Origin of the sequence: Pseudomonas sp. TWRC1-2, assembly GCF_049896685.1 — a bacterium.
GTDB lineage: Bacteria > Pseudomonadota > Gammaproteobacteria > Pseudomonadales > Pseudomonadaceae > Aquipseudomonas.
Genome location: NZ_JAFCUU010000010.1, coordinates 69,052 through 85,221, shown reverse-complemented (window position 1 = coordinate 85,221; position 16,170 = coordinate 69,052). Strand labels below are relative to the sequence as shown.

The 16,170-nt window shown below is 59.4% G+C and carries 11 protein-coding genes, 1 other RNA gene and 1 pseudogene; 1 reads left to right on the top strand and 12 read right to left on the bottom strand.

What is annotated here, in order from left to right; all coding sequences use genetic code 11:
- Positions 1–10 precede the first annotated feature (10 nt).
- The 11 genes and pseudogenes from ACP7B3_RS25215 to ACP7B3_RS25165 all read right to left on the bottom strand — a co-directional run bounded on the left by ACP7B3_RS25215 (position 11) and on the right by ACP7B3_RS25165 (position 14,609).
- Entirely contained in the window at positions 11–1,444 is a 1,434-nt protein-coding gene (locus ACP7B3_RS25215) for an ArnT family glycosyltransferase (protein ID WP_426181655.1), read from the bottom strand.
- 127 nt (positions 1,445–1,571) lie between these two features.
- On the bottom strand, positions 1,572–2,597 hold the full coding sequence (locus ACP7B3_RS25210; RefSeq protein WP_426181652.1) for a hypothetical protein: 1,026 nt from the start codon (positions 2,595–2,597) through the stop codon (positions 1,572–1,574).
- 106 nt (positions 2,598–2,703) lie between these two features.
- The gene (locus ACP7B3_RS25205; protein ID WP_426181649.1) at positions 2,704–2,958 is read right to left on the bottom strand and encodes a DUF6124 family protein; all 255 of its coding nucleotides are present in this window, start codon (positions 2,956–2,958) and stop codon (positions 2,704–2,706) included.
- A 457-nt stretch (positions 2,959–3,415) separates the two neighbouring features.
- Positions 3,416–4,069 carry an RraA family protein gene (locus tag ACP7B3_RS25200; protein ID WP_426181646.1) on the bottom strand — a complete coding sequence of 218 codons (654 nt, stop codon included), beginning with the start codon at positions 4,067–4,069 and terminating at the stop codon, positions 3,416–3,418.
- Between the two features lie 27 nt (positions 4,070–4,096).
- Complete coding sequence (locus ACP7B3_RS25195) at positions 4,097–5,152, bottom strand: NAD(P)-dependent oxidoreductase (RefSeq protein WP_426181643.1); 1,056 nt, start codon at positions 5,150–5,152, stop codon at positions 4,097–4,099.
- A 64-nt stretch (positions 5,153–5,216) separates the two neighbouring features.
- Entirely contained in the window at positions 5,217–7,904 is a 2,688-nt protein-coding gene (locus tag ACP7B3_RS25190) for a phosphoenolpyruvate carboxylase (RefSeq protein ID WP_426181640.1), read from the bottom strand.
- Between the two features lie 637 nt (positions 7,905–8,541).
- Positions 8,542–8,929 (bottom strand): annotated as a pseudogene (locus ACP7B3_RS25185) (integrase arm-type DNA-binding domain-containing protein); the annotation flags it as partial.
- Between the two features lie 187 nt (positions 8,930–9,116).
- Positions 9,117–9,513: a transfer-messenger RNA gene (ssrA, locus tag ACP7B3_RS25180) on the bottom strand.
- A gap of 103 nt (positions 9,514–9,616) precedes the next feature.
- Positions 9,617–9,898 carry a hypothetical protein gene (locus ACP7B3_RS25175; protein WP_106579272.1) on the bottom strand — a complete coding sequence of 94 codons (282 nt, stop codon included), beginning with the start codon at positions 9,896–9,898 and terminating at the stop codon, positions 9,617–9,619.
- A gap of 135 nt (positions 9,899–10,033) precedes the next feature.
- A complete protein-coding gene (locus ACP7B3_RS25170; protein WP_426181637.1) occupies positions 10,034–12,844 on the bottom strand; it encodes an FAD-binding and (Fe-S)-binding domain-containing protein in 2,811 nt (936 codons plus the stop codon).
- A 70-nt stretch (positions 12,845–12,914) separates the two neighbouring features.
- A complete protein-coding gene (locus ACP7B3_RS25165) occupies positions 12,915–14,609 on the bottom strand; it encodes a lactate permease LctP family transporter (RefSeq protein ID WP_426181634.1) in 1,695 nt (564 codons plus the stop codon).
- A gap of 251 nt (positions 14,610–14,860) precedes the next feature.
- Here ACP7B3_RS25165 and ACP7B3_RS25160 point away from each other — a divergent pair, with 251 nt between their 5' ends.
- The gene (locus tag ACP7B3_RS25160; RefSeq protein WP_242200392.1) at positions 14,861–15,628 is read left to right on the top strand and encodes an FCD domain-containing protein; all 768 of its coding nucleotides are present in this window, start codon (positions 14,861–14,863) and stop codon (positions 15,626–15,628) included.
- Positions 15,629–15,665: 37 nt separating this feature from the next.
- Here the strand turns inward: ACP7B3_RS25160 and smpB are convergent, their stop codons facing one another.
- Positions 15,666–16,148 carry an SsrA-binding protein SmpB gene (gene smpB, locus ACP7B3_RS25155; protein WP_003176160.1) on the bottom strand — a complete coding sequence of 161 codons (483 nt, stop codon included), beginning with the start codon at positions 16,146–16,148 and terminating at the stop codon, positions 15,666–15,668.
- Between the last annotated feature and the right edge of the window lie 22 nt (positions 16,149–16,170).

Here is a 16,170-nt window from a genome sequence, read left to right as displayed (position 1 = left end):
CGCGCCAGCCTTACTGCTCGACGAAGTAGTAAGGCTGACGGTTGATCGAGATTTGCTTGATCACCGTGACCTTCTCGGCCAACTGCTCCGTGCGGTCCAGCAACGCGATGTTGCCAGGCTTGGCCGTGAGATAGCTGCGCAACTCAGCTTCGGTTTGCAGGATCGGCAAGTAGGCCTGCAGATAGAACACGCTGGCCCCGGCGATGCGTTCGTTGGGCTGGAACAGCACCACGTCCTTGCCTTGGGCCTGGTAGGCCTGAACCTGACTGATAACGGGTACAAACGACTGGCGCACGTCGGCTTTGGGCGCAAACCAGAACGCGGCCGTCAGGTAGCAGGCGATCGCCAAGGTGAAAACCCCGCCGATCACGCCACGGTGATAGCGGTACAGCGCCGTCCTGTTCGCTTTGAGCCATTCCAATAACACCCCGGCGTATTCCGCTGCCAGTACGGCGGCGGCGGGTGTGAGTGCCATCAGGTAAACCACGCGCTTGCTCGAAGCCAGGGTCAGCAGGGTGAACTGCGCCACCAGCCACACGCTGAAAAACAGCCGGTAGCGGTTACGCACCAGGCTTTTGCGAAAGTGCCACAGGCCCAGGTACACCAGGATGTTCCACGGCAGGAAAGCCTCGGGCAGTTTGGCGATGTAGTAGTAGAAGGGCTCATAGTGCCCGGCCTCGACAAACGAACCGCTGAAACGCCCGACGCTGTTGGTCCACAGCACTTCGGCCACAGCCTGCATGCCGCCGCGCTGGAACAGGAAGCCCAACCAGATGAGCAACGGCACCAGGGCCAGCAGCGTGAACAGCGCTGGCTTGAGCCAGTCGCCAATGCGCACACGCTTATCCATCACGCTGGTGCTGGCCAGGTACACGAAGATCACAATGCCCGGCATCGCCAGGCCCAGTACACCTTTGCTCAGGGTCGCGATGACCATGCCGACGGTGAACAACGCCCAGGCCCACGTACTCGAACCCTGGCGCTCGGGGCGCACCGCTTGGTAGAACGCCAGCAGCGCGGTGGTCACGCCGAGGCTGAGCAGCGAGTCTTCACCCACGCCCCGCACGTTGCCCCAGTAACTGGCCATGGTTGCCAGAATCAGCGCCGCGCAGAATGCCATTGGCTTGGGCCGTCCAAACTTGCGCAGCATCGCGTAAAACAGCATCACGCTGAACAGGCCGGCAAATGCCGACGCCAGGCGCACGGCCCATGTCGTGCCGCCGAACAGGCGAATGGCGCCGGCGTCCAGCCATAGGCTCAGGGGCGGTTTTTCCAGGAAGGGTTCGCGGAACAGCCGCGGGATGACCCAGTCATTGTCCAGGTGCATGGCCATGGCGATCCCGGCGACGCGGGCTTCGGTGGAGCCTTGCAGCTCATGGCCACCCAAGGCAAAGAAGAACAACACACCAGCGAGAAGGAGCAGCAGAGGAGCGGGACGCGTCATGGTTTCTGGCTACCGGAGCAAGGGACCGTTCGGGGGAACGGCCGTGGCGATCGGCTAGTATCTGTCAGCACTTCTGAACATTTCATGAATGAGTGTCAGTTTTTTGTAAGGCTGGCTGGCGTGCAACTCAGGGCAGTTTCAAGCTTGGCACGGCTGCCTTGCCTTGCGCTGTGAGTACCGGCTCCAACTGCTCCCAGGTGAAGGACAGGTCGTTGTCGCAGCCGTCTCCCGTGGCCGGTGTCGAGAGTTGCAGGCCTTGGGTGGTGAAGCTCAGGTCAAAGGAGGAATAGCTATTGATGGCCGGGCAGCCCTCGTCAGTGGGGGCTTGCTTGGCCAGCCAGCGGCTGAATGCGCTCGGCAGCTTGATTTGGCCGGAATACGGGCTGTCCCATTCTTCGCGCCCACCCAGCCAGGTCCACGGGTCTACGCTGTCGCCGGTTTGCAGGTTCCAGCTGTGCAAGCCCCAACTGATGCCGCCGCGACCGTAACCGGCTGTCCAGCGGTAAAAGCGCACGGTGATCCACTGCGACGACCAGTAGAAGGGCTCTACGGTGATTTCACTGGTTGAGGTGCTGCCGCTCTGATCCAGCGCGTTGCGCCGCTCGCGGTAGAAGTCTGCCTGGCCCTCGGGGCTGATTGCCAGGCGCGCCAGGTCGCGGTTGATCTTCTCGATCGCCGGCCCGTCGCCTTCGAGTTTCAAGGTGACCTGCCCGCCCTGGGTTTTCACTTGGTAGGCGTGCTCGCCGAACGTTTTCTTCTCGACCGTCACTGCCGGCGGCACCGCCTCCAGCGGGTTGTTATAGGTGTCGCTGGCGCAGCTGTCCGAATCCGCCCGCTTGAGCGCCAATGCCAGGCTTTTACCGCCCAGTGTTTTACTCCAGGTTCCCGTCAGCGTGTCGCCCTGCGGTTCGTCCAGTTGCCAGAAACCGGTATTGCCCTCTTCGGCCCACGGCTCGCTGGCGTTGGCTTGGGTCAGTTGGATGGGGGTGAGAATGCGCTGGTAGTAATAACTGCCATTGGCCCCGTGAGCCCCGTTGAAACAGGCCGTAATGGAAGACTTGCCCAGCGTGCCTTTCCAGACACCTGCCAGGTCGGCAGCAGAGACGAGCAACGGCGCGCAGGCGAGCGCGAGGACAGCGAGAGGCTTGAGCACGGGTATCGGACTTCCGGTTGTCTGATAAAGGCGTCAGGGTAATGGGAAGTGTGAGGCGTTTCCAGAGGGCGAGGCGTTGTGAGGCGGCTCGCCCTTTTTACGTCGCTTAAGGCTGAGGCGTGTGGCTGGGGAAGGGCTGGGTGCTCAACACACGGTCGATGAGTAGCTCGCCCAGAACGGTCAATTGCTGAGCCGCCAGCAGCGTGTGGCGATGCGAGCCTTCAAGCTTGAAGGCCAGGTCTGTGGTCATGGCGTTCAGGGAGGCGAGGGTTTCGCTGGCTTGGATCAGCAGGGTTTCGGGATCGACGCCTTCAGTAATCGTGAAGAGCGTTGTTGGAGGATTGGGGGTGATTTTTTTCATGGCGCAAACTCCTTGATTGATGGAGTCGCCAGACATCGCTGCTAAACGAGAAGGGTGGCGACTGTACGCGGGTTAGCAGACCAGGAATCAAGGAACCCAGCGCACCCGAAAGTGCCCCACGCACAGCCGCCATAATGCAGTCCAGCAGATGCTGGGCAGGTGGTGGCGTTGCAGGCCTTGATATTAACCGAGCTGCTAAACCCGGTCGCTGATTTTGCAGCGACTGGGGGAGGTTAGCGGGGAGGGGAAAGCGCGGCCAGTTCACCAACAGCGCGACATATCGAAGGAAAAATCCGAAGGCCCGCCGGCTGGGCTTTCCACCCTCCAGAAACAACAAAACCCGCACTGGGCGGATTTTGTTGATGCTTCGAATGGGTAAATACCAACTGGAATACCGTGCGAAATGGCATTTCACTTGAGCACCCACAGACACACTCGCCAGCAGTCAACGCTATCGTCAGCTGCGTGGGGTTTGGAGTGCGTGGTAACCATAGTCGGCCCGAGCCTGGCGCAACGGCACGCCTGCCTCGATAGCCGCGCGGATATGCTCTTCGGCCTGGTGGACTTCTTCGGCCACCGCCAGCACTTCGCTCAGCGAACCGGCCGGAATCACCACCAGGCCATCGCCATCGCCGCGCAACCAATCATCCGGTTGTACCCGCACGCCGCCCAGCGTCACGGGCGCCTGGATCGCCTCAACACGCACCCGATCCTTGCCCGTGCGCATCCAGTTACCCCGGGAAAAGATCGGGTAATTAAGCTCCAGCGCACGGTCGACATCGCGGCAGATACCGTCAATCACCGTCCCGGCCAACTGCTTACGGGCGGCGGTAGAGGTCAGCAAGTCGCCCCACACGGTGGTGTCGAGCCGCCCCTGGTTGTCGATCACCACCACCTGGCCGGCCTCAAGGTCGTCGATGTAATCCCCCACCGAGCCGCCGTCCAGACCAATAGGGCCGTAGCGCAGGGTCCAGGCTTTGCCGGTGAGATTGAACGTGCGATCCAGGGGCATGATGTCGGTGCACTGGCAAACGATTTTCAGGCGGTCCATCGCATCGCTGAGGTCGGTGCAACTCAGGGCGTTGAGACGGGTAAAAATAGAGGTTTGCATGGTGTGGCCTTCCTTGTGTCCGATAGGTTAACGCACGCGGGCGGCGTTACTGAATGCATGGATTTTGTCGACGATCTGGCGCGATGCCGTCCTGATTGCCGTGGTGGTATTGCCGGCGATATGCGGCGTCAATTGCGCGCAGGGAATGCCGGTCAGTGGCGACTCGAACCGGTCCTTTTCCAGGGCAAAGGTATCGATGGCGACCGCCTTGATATGCTTGGGAAACTGGCGCATGAAGGCTGCCAGCTGGTGTTCGTCGACGATCCCGCCGCGTGCGGTATTGATCAGGATTGAACCTGGGCGCATCTGCCGGAACTCGGCAGTGCCGAACAAGCCTCGGGTCAGCGTGGTGAGCGGGACGTGGATCGAAACGATGTGCGCCTCGGCCAGTAACTGCGCAAGGTTTGCTCGTCGCTCAAGCTCAAGGCTGCGTGCTACCTGTTCGGTGAAGCGCTCCGACCCGGTGGCGATCACCTTGATGCCCAGCGCTGCCGCCTTGCGTGCCACCTGCCGGGCAATGCTGCCGGTGCCCACCAGCCCAAGCGTGAGTTCGGCGTATTCGGGTGTAGGTGCCAAGGTGCCTTTTGCCCAATGGCCGTTGTGGGTTTGGGCGTTGTAGTAATCCAGGTCGCGAGACAAAAACAGCGTCTGGGCCACGACGTACTCGGCAACAGCGGCCGCGTTGGAACCTGGCGTGTTGAGTATCGCCACGCCGCACTGCTCGCACTCGAGCCGATCAATATGATTAACCCCGGTGCCGGCCTGGGCAATAGCGCGCAGTGGTGTGGCCAACGCGGGCGAGCTGGCGGCGCGGATCAGGCTGGCGCCCAGGGGGATGTTCAAGCGCGTCTTGAACACGCTGTAACCCCCGGCCCGATTCACGGCGGCAATAAAGGCAGGCTCGTCGTGGCAGTTGATCTCGGCATAGTGAATGCGCGTGGTGTAGTGCTGCCGGATGCGCTCTTTGTCCGCGAAATAGTGCAGGTTGAGGGTGACGGCCAGGCCCAGCTCAAGAAAGCGATCAACTTCCTCAAACAGTAACGGTGGGCCGGGGGCATCGAGTATCAGGGTAGTAAATGCCATACAGTTGATCCTCTTGCAGGGTAGCGCCTGCCGATACCCAGGTTGCCCTGGGTATCGGGGCTGATCACCAGGTGAAATGGTGGGCGCTGATGGGATCGACCAGACCTGCATCGGTACTCACGGCTGCGAGGAACCCGCTGTAGAAATCATTCAGCGATGAAGACTGGATGAACTCGGGATTGCTCTTGGCGTAGATAAGAAACAACCGATAGATTCTCAGGTTCTTTTCCTTGCGGTAGACCTCTGCCTTGAGGCTAGGCCACAGGTTGAGCAAGCTGCCTTCCTTGATTTTCCAAGGGTCCGCCGGCTCGGTGCCGATGGTGGCTTTGTAGACGAAACGTTTACCTTCAATCACCTCCAAGTGCAGGCTGGCCAACAGCTGTTCAGCCGTGCCGACGGCTTCGCCCTTCAACGCTTCAGCCAGCGCCAGGATGTGGGCCTTCTCCGGGATGCTGCCGGTCAAGGTCAGCCAGGCGCATTTGAGGTCGGTTCGCGCAATGGCATAGGCCATGCCTTTGACGTAGGTGTGAAAGCTCTCATCTTCGTTGAAGGCCTTCGTGACCTGCGTTGCCGGCTCTTGCGCGAACTGCCCGACGCCGATCAGTTCGCTGTGCAACCCACCGGCCAGCAGGGCGCGGGTCCAGGGAATCGCACGAATGGCATCGGGTCGCGACTCGAAAACCTTGATGTTGAAGATACGCGAAGGCGGCCGGGTGCCCTTGGCGGTGGCCCTGACCACATCAAATCGCGCCAGGTCCCGCAGCAGGGAGGGCAGCGCCGGGTGCTCGAAGAACGTCGCTTGATAGCGTCGCACCACCTCAGCCCAGCGTTGGATCCTGCCCGCAACGACCTCTTCGGACGGTTGCGGCTGGGGCTCGGCGTGCATGCGGTACAACTGGCTGAGGAAGTTGACGGACTGGTTGCGGGTCAGCAGATGAGCGCGCATCTCCGCGCACCCGGCCAGCATGAAGCGGGTTTCCGGGCCCTCCAGCGCGCCGAACTCCTGCAAGGTCTCGGCGATCACGCCGTTACACCGTGCATGTTCCCCGCCCATGATCACGTGGACAACCACCTCGACACCGTAGCGGGCCGCGATCCGCTTGTGCTGGTTGGCAATCGCCATGTTCAGTTTGTGCATGGCCTTGCCGCCTTGTTTGCCGGTGTCGCTGGGGCCAAACGTGATGTATTGGCGGTTGCCCCGCGTTGCCAGGTGCTGGCGGTACAACGGGTTTTCGTACACCTCATGCACCGTCGCCAGCGTGCGCTCGGCACCCGCCAGGTCTTCGGGTTGCAGGGCGATGTCGATACCGTCCCGCACCTGGGCCGCCTTCATCAGGAACAGCACCTCCAGCGCGCTGAGGGCCGAGGTGTATTCGGCGATCCCGTGGATTTTCATGCGGTCGCGATACCGATCGATCATTTCAAACCGCTCGAGCGCGTTGCGCGCATCGTGCATGCGGATGTAGCTCGGGTCCTGCTCCATCAGCGCGATGTAATCCTGGCCGGCGTATTGCTGGGCTTTCTTGGTGTAGATCGACGTGGTGCGTTGCAGATAGCCTTGCCACAGGGCAGCGGGAGCCTGGGACTCGTCGCCTTCCAGCGCGACCTCAAGCGCGGCCTGGCGCGCACGCTCATCCAGCTCGTGATAGTGCCGGCCTTGGCCCAGGCCGATGGTTTCCAGCCACTGGCTGGAAAGAATCTCATCGACCACGCTGCTGAACATCTCGGCGTTTTCACGAAACTCGATATCCAGGTAGTGAAAGCCAAACGCATGCACCCGCAGCAGCAAGCGGTCAATGGCGGCCGGCTGGGTAAAACGGATGCTGCCCAGTGCTTCGATCAGCTCGGCGGGCTGCTCGAAATGCTCGGGATGATCCTTGCCCAGGCGTGCGCGAATCTCTTCCAGGCGATGCCGTGCGCCGCCGTCCTTGATCAGGCTGTCGATATCAGCGATGTAGCGATTACGCAGCGCGGTTTCCAGCGCCACGACCAGGGTTTCGGTGTGCTGGTTGGTGTCATAGGGGCGGCCATCTTTGTCGCCGTATAACCAGGTAAACAAGGTCAGCCATTTTTCCTGCGGCGCCAGGCCCAGGGCGTGATGCACGTCGGGTAACGCGTCATACACACTGTTGGCGTAAAAAATCTGCGACTCGATGTCGGTGCCATTACTGCCCGACCACACGGCGTTGTACAACTCCAGCAGGAGCTGCGCAGTGACTTGGGTTTTTTTCAGGCCACGGTCTTCGATGTGCTGCGCCAGTTTCTGCAAGACCAGCACGACGGAATGCTTGAGCTGGTCGGTCTCTTTGCACAGCAGCCCCAGGCTGATATTTACCCCCGACGGCGCTGCAATCAACTGCGAGTCGAGCGTGAGCAACTGACGGGGCAGGCCGGCTTGCGAAGCAATCTGGGTCGCCACACTCCTGACCGACAATTCGAACAGCAGCTGCTTGATCAGCAACAGCTTCCAGAACGCCTCGACGTCTTTGCTGGAGCGGGATTCGAAGAACGCCTTGCCCAGAGCCGCCGCCAGCTTCGAATCAGCCTTGTCCAGATACGACAGCGTATCGATTTCGGCGTAGATCCTCAGGCAGGCGCGAGTGTGCGGGGTTTGCGAAGCATCATCCGTATTTGCCTTGAGTGCGTGCTCCAATGCCCGCCATAGAACGTCATGCAGTAACGCAGGGTTGGTATGGCCGATTGATGGGCGAGTTGATGCATTTTCCAGTATGGAGTTGATCACATGATTCATGGGTTCAAGCCTCGATAATTACAAATCCCTTATTTGCATTGCGCCAAACAGGCACAAGCAAAATCATCAATGTCCCAGGCTTAACCCACTGCGTCGCAACGAACGGAACTCACCTGTTCGCCGACAGAAAGCCCCCCTTGTCGGTACCGAAAAACGGCAAAAAATTGAAACAACTTGTTACATCTGTGAGCAATAAAGCATGTCCCCGTTTTCTCGACAAAAGACCTTTTTGGAATAAACGGCATCGAAAAAATGATAGCGAGCTATTCAATATTGTTGGGCGAAGTTCTGGTTTTGAGCGCCGATATTTTCTTAAGCTTCTGTTTTTTCGAGATGAAAAAAAGCTAAAAGAAAAAACAGCCAGAAAAGCGTTGGTGGAACGGCGAGGTATTTTCTAGAGGGATATGAAAAAAGTTTCATGAGGCTAACAGCCGCTCCCCGCTCCCATGCACGAGCCTTTATATGGTCCAAATGAAACTCTCGGAGGTTAAATACGCCCGTTGGCGCTTCGAACCTCGTCTTTATCGACATGCGCCAGCGCGACGTCGATCAGCTCCGGATCCCACCCATGCTCATTCAGGACGGTGCTGGCCATCGAGCGCATGTCGGGAAGCACATGCAGCGTGAGCGACCGCTAAATGTCCTCGGCCAGGGCCTGCGTGGCCGTGTCTTTTTTAAGCTCGAACCAGGCAGTGCTACGTTCTCGAAGGTGTGTTCCGTTTCTGCGCGGCGGGCCTCATTTAGCGTATCGCGCTGCACTTTCGGATCGATGCCTTGGGCGAGCAGCTCTCGGGCTTGCACTGCCATCTTTCGGGTGTTCGCCAGCGAAAGCTCTGGGTAGGTACCCAAGCCCTCGTTAATTCAGTTCTTGGTCACCGGTTCACGGTAGTTGAAATTCCATAGCAAAGAGCCGTTGCTGCGTACTTGGAGTTGCAAACCGTCCCCGTCGATGAGGACGTAATCCTCGGACGCGGGTTGACTCCCTTGAGCTGTCGATCGGAAAGGCGCAGGGTTTGAGCAGTCATGAGAGTTCCCTCACACGCTGATTTGGTATTCCAAAGGTGAGCACCGGGGGGGCTGGAATACCATTTGGAATACCCAAACGGTTGGAACTCAAAAAACCTCTGCGGAGCCCAATAGCGCTTAAACCCTTGATTTTGCTGGATTTCAGGCACAAAAAAAGACGTCCGTGGACGTCTTTAGTTGATCAAATGGTGGAGCCGGGGGGATTTGAACCCCCGTCCGCCAGTACTCCGCTGTCGGTACTACATGCGTAGCCGTATCTATTAAGTTAACCCTCAGCGACCCGAAGGGCAGGGTGCTTTGGGCGAGTTGTGTAAGTTTTAGCCGCTTCGTCCACAACGTACTGCACGGCGATTCTGTTCTATATGACAATCACTTTGGGTTTACAGACATCCCCTGGTGATTGCTGGACCCGAAGGTACCAGAAGCTCAGGTCTAAGGCTGCTTACGCAGCGATAGCGAATTCCTGGCCGTAGTTTTCGTCATTGGCAACTATAAGAAGTTGCAACAGTGGATTTACGAGTTCTGTTACCAACTCGGCATGCACCTAAAGTTTCGCGACCGGCGTCGAATCCTAAACGGCCCCGTGCTTGTAACTCGTTGTTTCATAGTGAGTGACAAGCCTGTGCAGTGTACGCCAAACCGTCACAGAAGGCCAACCCGAAGGTTGACCTCTACCGCTGGCGTGGTTACTGATTGCCACCTTTGTCGCTGTTCTGCAGGTCTTGCAGGGCTTTGGAGGTGATCTCGATGCACTTCTTGTCATCACCGGCCGCGTGCGCGGCTTTGGCTTGGGAGACAGCGGTATCGATTTCGCCTTTTTTGCCACTGGTATCGGTTGCGAGCAGGGCTTGGCCGTTATTGATTTTGTCCAGATTGATTTTGCACAGATCAGGCTCACCGGCAGCGAAAACAGGGGAGGCCATCATCGCAGCGGTAATGAACAAGCCAGCAAGAGCGGAACGCTTCATAGGGTATCTCCTTGCGAAAAAAGGCTCGACGCTGCTGGCGTTCAGAGGCGGCCAGCGACATCACTGTTAAGCCTCGTACGCCGAGGCCTATTCAAATGACTACGCAGACGCACAGGCGTTCGGTTTAGTGGCTATTTAATGCACTCGAGCTTGCGTTACCCGGTCCACCAGGTACACCAACCCGTGATAATCAATGCCTCCATGCTGGCTCAGGCCGATCTCGCAGGTGCGGCTGGTGGAAATGCCTTCGCTGCAATGTTGCACGGCGTCCTTGAGCGATCGCAGTGAGTGGGCGTTGAGCTCGGGCGTGGTAAAGCCTTTGTCGCCGGCAAAACCGCAGCAATGGATGCCTTCCGGGATCACCACGTTTTTTGAGCAGCGTCGCGCGAGATCAATCAACGCCTGGCTCTCGCCCAGGTGCTGAGTGCTACAGGTGACGTGCACAGCGATGGGCGCCTCCTGCGGCGTGAAGTCGAGACGGTCCATCAGGTGGGTGCGGATAAAACGCACCGGGTCGTAGAGGTCCAGGCGTGTTTCGCCCAGGTCTTGTACCAAGCGCAGGGTGCAGGGGCTGGTGTCGCAATAGATCGGGTCGAGGCCGCCGCGGCTGGCGTGGAGCAGGGCGCCGATCAGTTCCTGGCGTTTGTGCTCGGCTTGTTCGGCATAGCCTTTGGAGGCGAAAGGCTGGCCACAGCACAGGCTGTCCTGATTGTCGGGAAAGACTACCTGGTAACCGGCTTTTTCCAGCAGCCCTCGGGTCTTTTCGTACAGCGACATCTGCTCTTTATCACCCGCCGCCGGGCCCATGGCGCGTGAGACGCAGGCTGCCAGGTAGACCACGCGCGGTCGCTCATCCGTCACGGACGGACTGAAGCGAATGGCTTTTTCCGGCTGTGGCATGGCGCTGCTCCACTGCGGGATTTGCCCCTTGGACAGCTTAGTCACCGTGGCGGACAGTTTGGCCAGACGTGGCGCGCCCAAGAGCATGCGTGCGCCATTGGCGATATGCAGGGTAAAACGCGCACCTTGCAGTGCCGTGGCGAAATGGCTGGCGAGCCATTCGGCGGTTTTCTGACTGTCGGCGTCACGGGCGCGCAGCTTTTTCACCAGGTCGCCGGTATTGATGCCTACAGGGCAGCGTTGAGCGCATAACCCCGTGGCGGCGCAGGTGTCGATGCCCTGATAGTGGTAAGCCGCTTCCAACTCGGTGGTGTCTGCACCCGCGCGTTTCTTCGCCTGGATATCGCGCCAAATCACAATGCGCTGGCGCGGGCTCAAGGTCAGGCCCTTCGAGGGGCATACCGGCTCGCAGAAACCGCACTCGATGCACTTATCCACAATCTCGTCGGCCGCAGGCAATGGCTTGAGGTGTTTGAGGTGAATGTGTGGGTCTTCGCTGAGCACCACGTCGGGGTTGAGAATGCCGTTGGGGTCGAGCAAGCGTTTGAGCTGCCACATCAATTGATACGCATCGCTGCCCCACTCCAGTTCAACGAACGGCGCCATATTGCGGCCAGTGCCGTGTTCGGCTTTCAGCGAGCCACCGAACTCCACTGCTACCAGTTGCGCGACGTCGTCCATGAACGCTTGATAGCGTGCGATTTCTTCTGTGCTGTTGAAGCCTTGGGTGAACACAAAGTGCAGATTACCTTCCAGGGCATGTCCGAAAAGGATGGCTTCGTCGTAGTGATGTTTGTCGAACAACTCGATCAAGCGATTCACGCCGATGGCCAGTTGCTGGACCGGGAAGGTCACGTCTTCGATGATTACGGTGGTGCCGGTTTTACGTACAGCACCCACTGCGGGGAAGGTGTCTTTGCGGATGGCCCACAGCCTTGCGTTTTCGACCGGGTCTTCGGTGAAGTCGACCTGTTTTTCCACAGGCAAAGGTGCCAGTGACGCCATGATCAGCGACAGCTGCTCGTGCAGCAACGATGGCGACGCGGCGCGGGATTCGATCAGCAGCGCGCAGGCGTTTTCCGATAACTGCTGTACGAAAGCGGGCATGCCCGGTTTGTCCTGTACCGAACGCATGCTGCGCCGGTCCAGCAACTCGACGGCCGAGACCGGCTGGGTTTTCAGCACCGTCACCGCGTTGCAGCAGGTTTCGACATCCGGGAACACGATCAGCGCCGAAGCTTTGTGCGGGTGATCGATCACCGTGTCGTAAGTCACCGCGCTGATAAAACCCAGGGTGCCTTCGGAACCCACGAGCAAGTGGCTGAGGATGTCCAGTGGCTCGTCGAAGTCCACCAAGGCATTGAGTGACAGGCCGGTGGTATTTTTCAGACGGTATTTGTGGCGGATTTTGGCCGCCAGTTCAGCGTTTGCCCGCGTCTCACGTCCCATCGTCGCCAGACGCTCCAGCAGCGCGCCATGTTGGTTGCAAAAAGCCGCGACGCTGGCCGCATCTTCGGTATCCAGGCGGCTGCCATCGGCCAGTACCAAGCGGATGCCAGCCAGGGTGTGATAAGTATTCTGCGCCGTACCGCAGCACATGCCGCTGGCATTGTTGGCGACGATGCCGCCAATTTTGCAGGCATTGATCGACGCGGGGTCCGGGCCAATCTTGCGCCCGAACGGCGCAAGCCACGCATTGGCCTGCGCGCCAATCACGCCGGGTTGCAGGCGGATCTGTGTGCCTTGCCCACGAATCTCGCGACCGTTCCAGTTGTCACCCAGCACGATCAGCACCGAGTCGCTGATGGCTTGGCCTGACAGGCTGGTGCCCGCCGCGCGGAAGGTGACGGGTACGCGATCACGCTGAGCCAATTGCAGCAGTGCAACTACTTCGTCTTCCGACTCCACGCGAATCACCAGCTGTGGGATTAGTCGGTAAAAGCTGGCGTCGGTGCCGAAGGCCAGGGTGGAAAGTGGATCGTCGAAGCGACGATCTTTCGGGATCAGTTGTGCGGCGTCGCTCAGAAAAGCAGCAGGCAGGCTCATCGGTCCTCCAGAAATAGCTGACGCCGGCATGCGTGTCCGGCGTCGATTCTTACCCTATTACGTGCAGGTTTCAGTGCACCAGCATACCGGTGAACCAGTAGGCCTGCGCCAGCGTGATCAGCCCGACGATGGTGGCAAAAAACAGGCTGTGCTTGAGGGTAAAGCGGAACAGATCGGATTCCTTGCCCACCAGGCCGGTGGCGGCGCAGGCGACGGCGATCGACTGCGGCGAGATCATCTTGCCGGTCACGCCGCCGCTGGTATTGGCGGCAACCAAAAGCACGTCGTTGACGCCGATCTGGTGGGCAGTGGTGGCTTGCAGCGAGCTGAACAGGGCATTGGACGATGTGTCAGAGCCTGTCAGAAAAACGCCCAGCCAGCCAAGGAACGGCGAGAAAAACGGGAATGCGGCACCGGTTCCGGCCAGCACCAGTGCCATGGTCGAGGACATGCCGGAGTAGTTGGTGACGAAGGCAAACGCTAGCACCATGCCAATCGAGAGGATCGGCCAGCGCAGCTCGTAGAAGGTCTCTTTTAAAGTGGTCAGACCAGTTTTTACGTTGATCTTGAGCACCAGCATCGACACGAGTGCGGAGAAGAAAATCGCCGTGCCGGTGGCTGAAATGGGGTCCAGTTTGAATATGGCTGGAATCGCCGTTGGGGTGGTGACGATCGGGGCGACCTTGATCACCAACTGGTCCAGGTGCGGGATCGCGAAGTTGAAGACCCAGCTGTACATCGAACCGCCTGCCGCGAACATTGCCTTGAAAGGTTTGAGGGTCCAAAGGGTGACCAGGACGGTCAGGATCAGGAACGGCGACCAGGCTTTGAAAATCTGCCCCAGGCTGTAGGGCGAAGCGACCGTTTGGCGTGGTTGGCCGAAGCCGCCGGCACTGGCGGTAACTGCGGCGCTGGACGTCGCGCCGGCAATCTGCGCGCCCGCGGTGCGCGTGGGCTGCCAGACTTTCAGGAACAAGGTCAGGGCTATCAGGGCGGCCAGCGCGGAAGTGATGTCCGGCAGCTCCGGGCCGATGAAGTTGGAAGTGAAATATTGGGTAACGGCAAAGCTCAGGCCTGCCACCAAGGCGGCCGGCCAGGTTTCACGAACGCCACGCAGGCCGTCCATCATGAACACCAGCCAGAACGGCACGAACAGCGACAGCAGGGGCAGTTGGCGGCCGGTCATGGCGCCGATTTTGAATGCGTCAATGCCGGTGACCTGGCCTGCGACGATGATCGGAATACCTAGCGCGCCGAAGGCCACCGGCGCCGTGTTCGCGATCAGGCACAGACCGGCGGCGTACAACGGGTTGAAACCCAGGCCGACCAGCAGGGCGGCGGTGATCGCCACAGGTGCGCCGAAGCCGGCCGCGCCTTCGAGGAACGCGCCGAAGCAGAAACCGATCAGCAGCACTTGCAGGCGCTGGTCGTCGGTAATCGACAGAACTGAGCTGCGGATGATCTCGAACTGGCCGCTCTTGACCGTCAGTTTGTAGAGGAACACGGCCGTGACGATGATCCACGCGATAGGCCACAGGCCGTAGGCAAAGCCATAACCAGCGGCGGCCAGTGCCATGTCCACGGGCATCTGGAAGGCAAAGATAGCCACCAGGACCGACAGCCCCAAGGTGATGCTCCCGGCGACGTGGCCTTTGAGGCGAAACACGGCCAGGGCGAGGAAGAAAAATACGATTGGAATGACGGCGGCCAATGCGGACAGGCCGAGGCTGCCGAGCGGGCTGTAGAGCTGTTGCCAGGTTTGCATATGGGGTGGCCCCTGATTGTTGTTGTTAGGTTAGCGTGGGTAATTGGTAATACCAATTTACAGTTGCTGTTGGCTAGAGTAAAAGCCTGGGATAGGGTGTGTCAATTTGCCGCTCGCGAAACTTTGGTCGTAGCTGGGCGGCGCAGAGGTTCTGCTCGGGTAAATCGAGGGCGTTCTGATAGGTGCCGCAAGCGCGGCGATAGGCCAGAATAGAGGGCCCGGCGAGTGGTCGGGATTGTGGAGAGTGAGTTATGGGGTTTGATCAGGTGCGTCAGCGCCGTTTGTCTGACGATATCGTCGAGCAGCTTGAGGGCATGATCCTCGAGGGCACGTTGAAGTCGGGCGAGCGCTTGCCGGCCGAGCGCGCGTTGGCTGAGCAATTTGGCGTGTCGCGGCCGTCGTTGCGCGAGGCGATCCAGAAGCTGGCGGCCAAGGGGTTGCTGGTCAGTCGCCAGGGCGGCGGCAACTATGTGGCGGACTCCCTGGGGTCAACGTTCAGCGACCCGCTGCTGCACCTGCTGGAAAATAACCCCGAGGCCCAGCGGGATTTGCTGGAGTTTCGCCAGACGCTTGAAGCATCGTGTGCTTTTTACGCCGCACAGCGCGCCACCGAAGTTGATCGTGAGCGGCTGACTGCAGCGTTTGAGGCATTACAGGATTGCTACACGCGCGTTGATGAAGTGAGTCGGGTGGAGGAGGGTGCGGCGGATGCGAGGTTTCACTTGGCTATCGCCGAGGCCAGTCATAATGCGGTGTTGCTGCACACCATCCGCGGCTTGTTTGATCTGCTTAAGCGCAACGTGGTGACCAACATAGGTGGCATGTATCAACAGCGTACGGAAACCCGCGACATGCTGATCAGTCAGCACCGGGATTTGTACCTGGCGATTATCGAGGGACGGGCCGAACAGGCGCGTGAAGTTTCAACACGCCATCTGCTGTATGTGCAGGAGGTGTTGGAGGAGGTGCGTCAGGAGGTCCAGCGAGTGGCGCGGGCGGAGCGACGTAAAGGCCTGTAGCCCGGGTGAGTCACCCAGGGCTACATTGTCACAAGGATTATTCTTCCTTGCCCTTGTTACGTACGGCGCGATGCAGCTCACGATTGGAATCACGCTCGCGCTCGGTATCGCGCTTGTCGTATTCCTTTTTACCCTTGCCCAATGCGATCTCGCACTTGACCAGATGCTTGCTCCAGTACCACGACAGGCAGATGCAGGCATAGCCCTTCTGCTGTACAGCGGCGGCGAGCTTTTCGAGTTCGCGGGCGTTGAGCAACAGCTTGCGCGTGCGCACCGGGTCAGCAATCACGTGGGTGCTCGCGGTGGTCAGCGGGGTGATATGACTGCCGAGCAGCCATGCCTCGCCATCCTTGAGCAATACGTAGCTGTCGACCAGTTGCAGCTTGCTGGCGCGCAGACTTTTTACTTCCCAGCCGGCCAGGACCAGACCAGCCTCGAACCGATGTTCGATGAAGTAATCGTGTCGCGCCTTTTTATTTTGCGCGATGGTCCCTGTGGGGTGTTTCTTTTGTTTAGCCATAGGGGCGGCATTATAGGGAGTT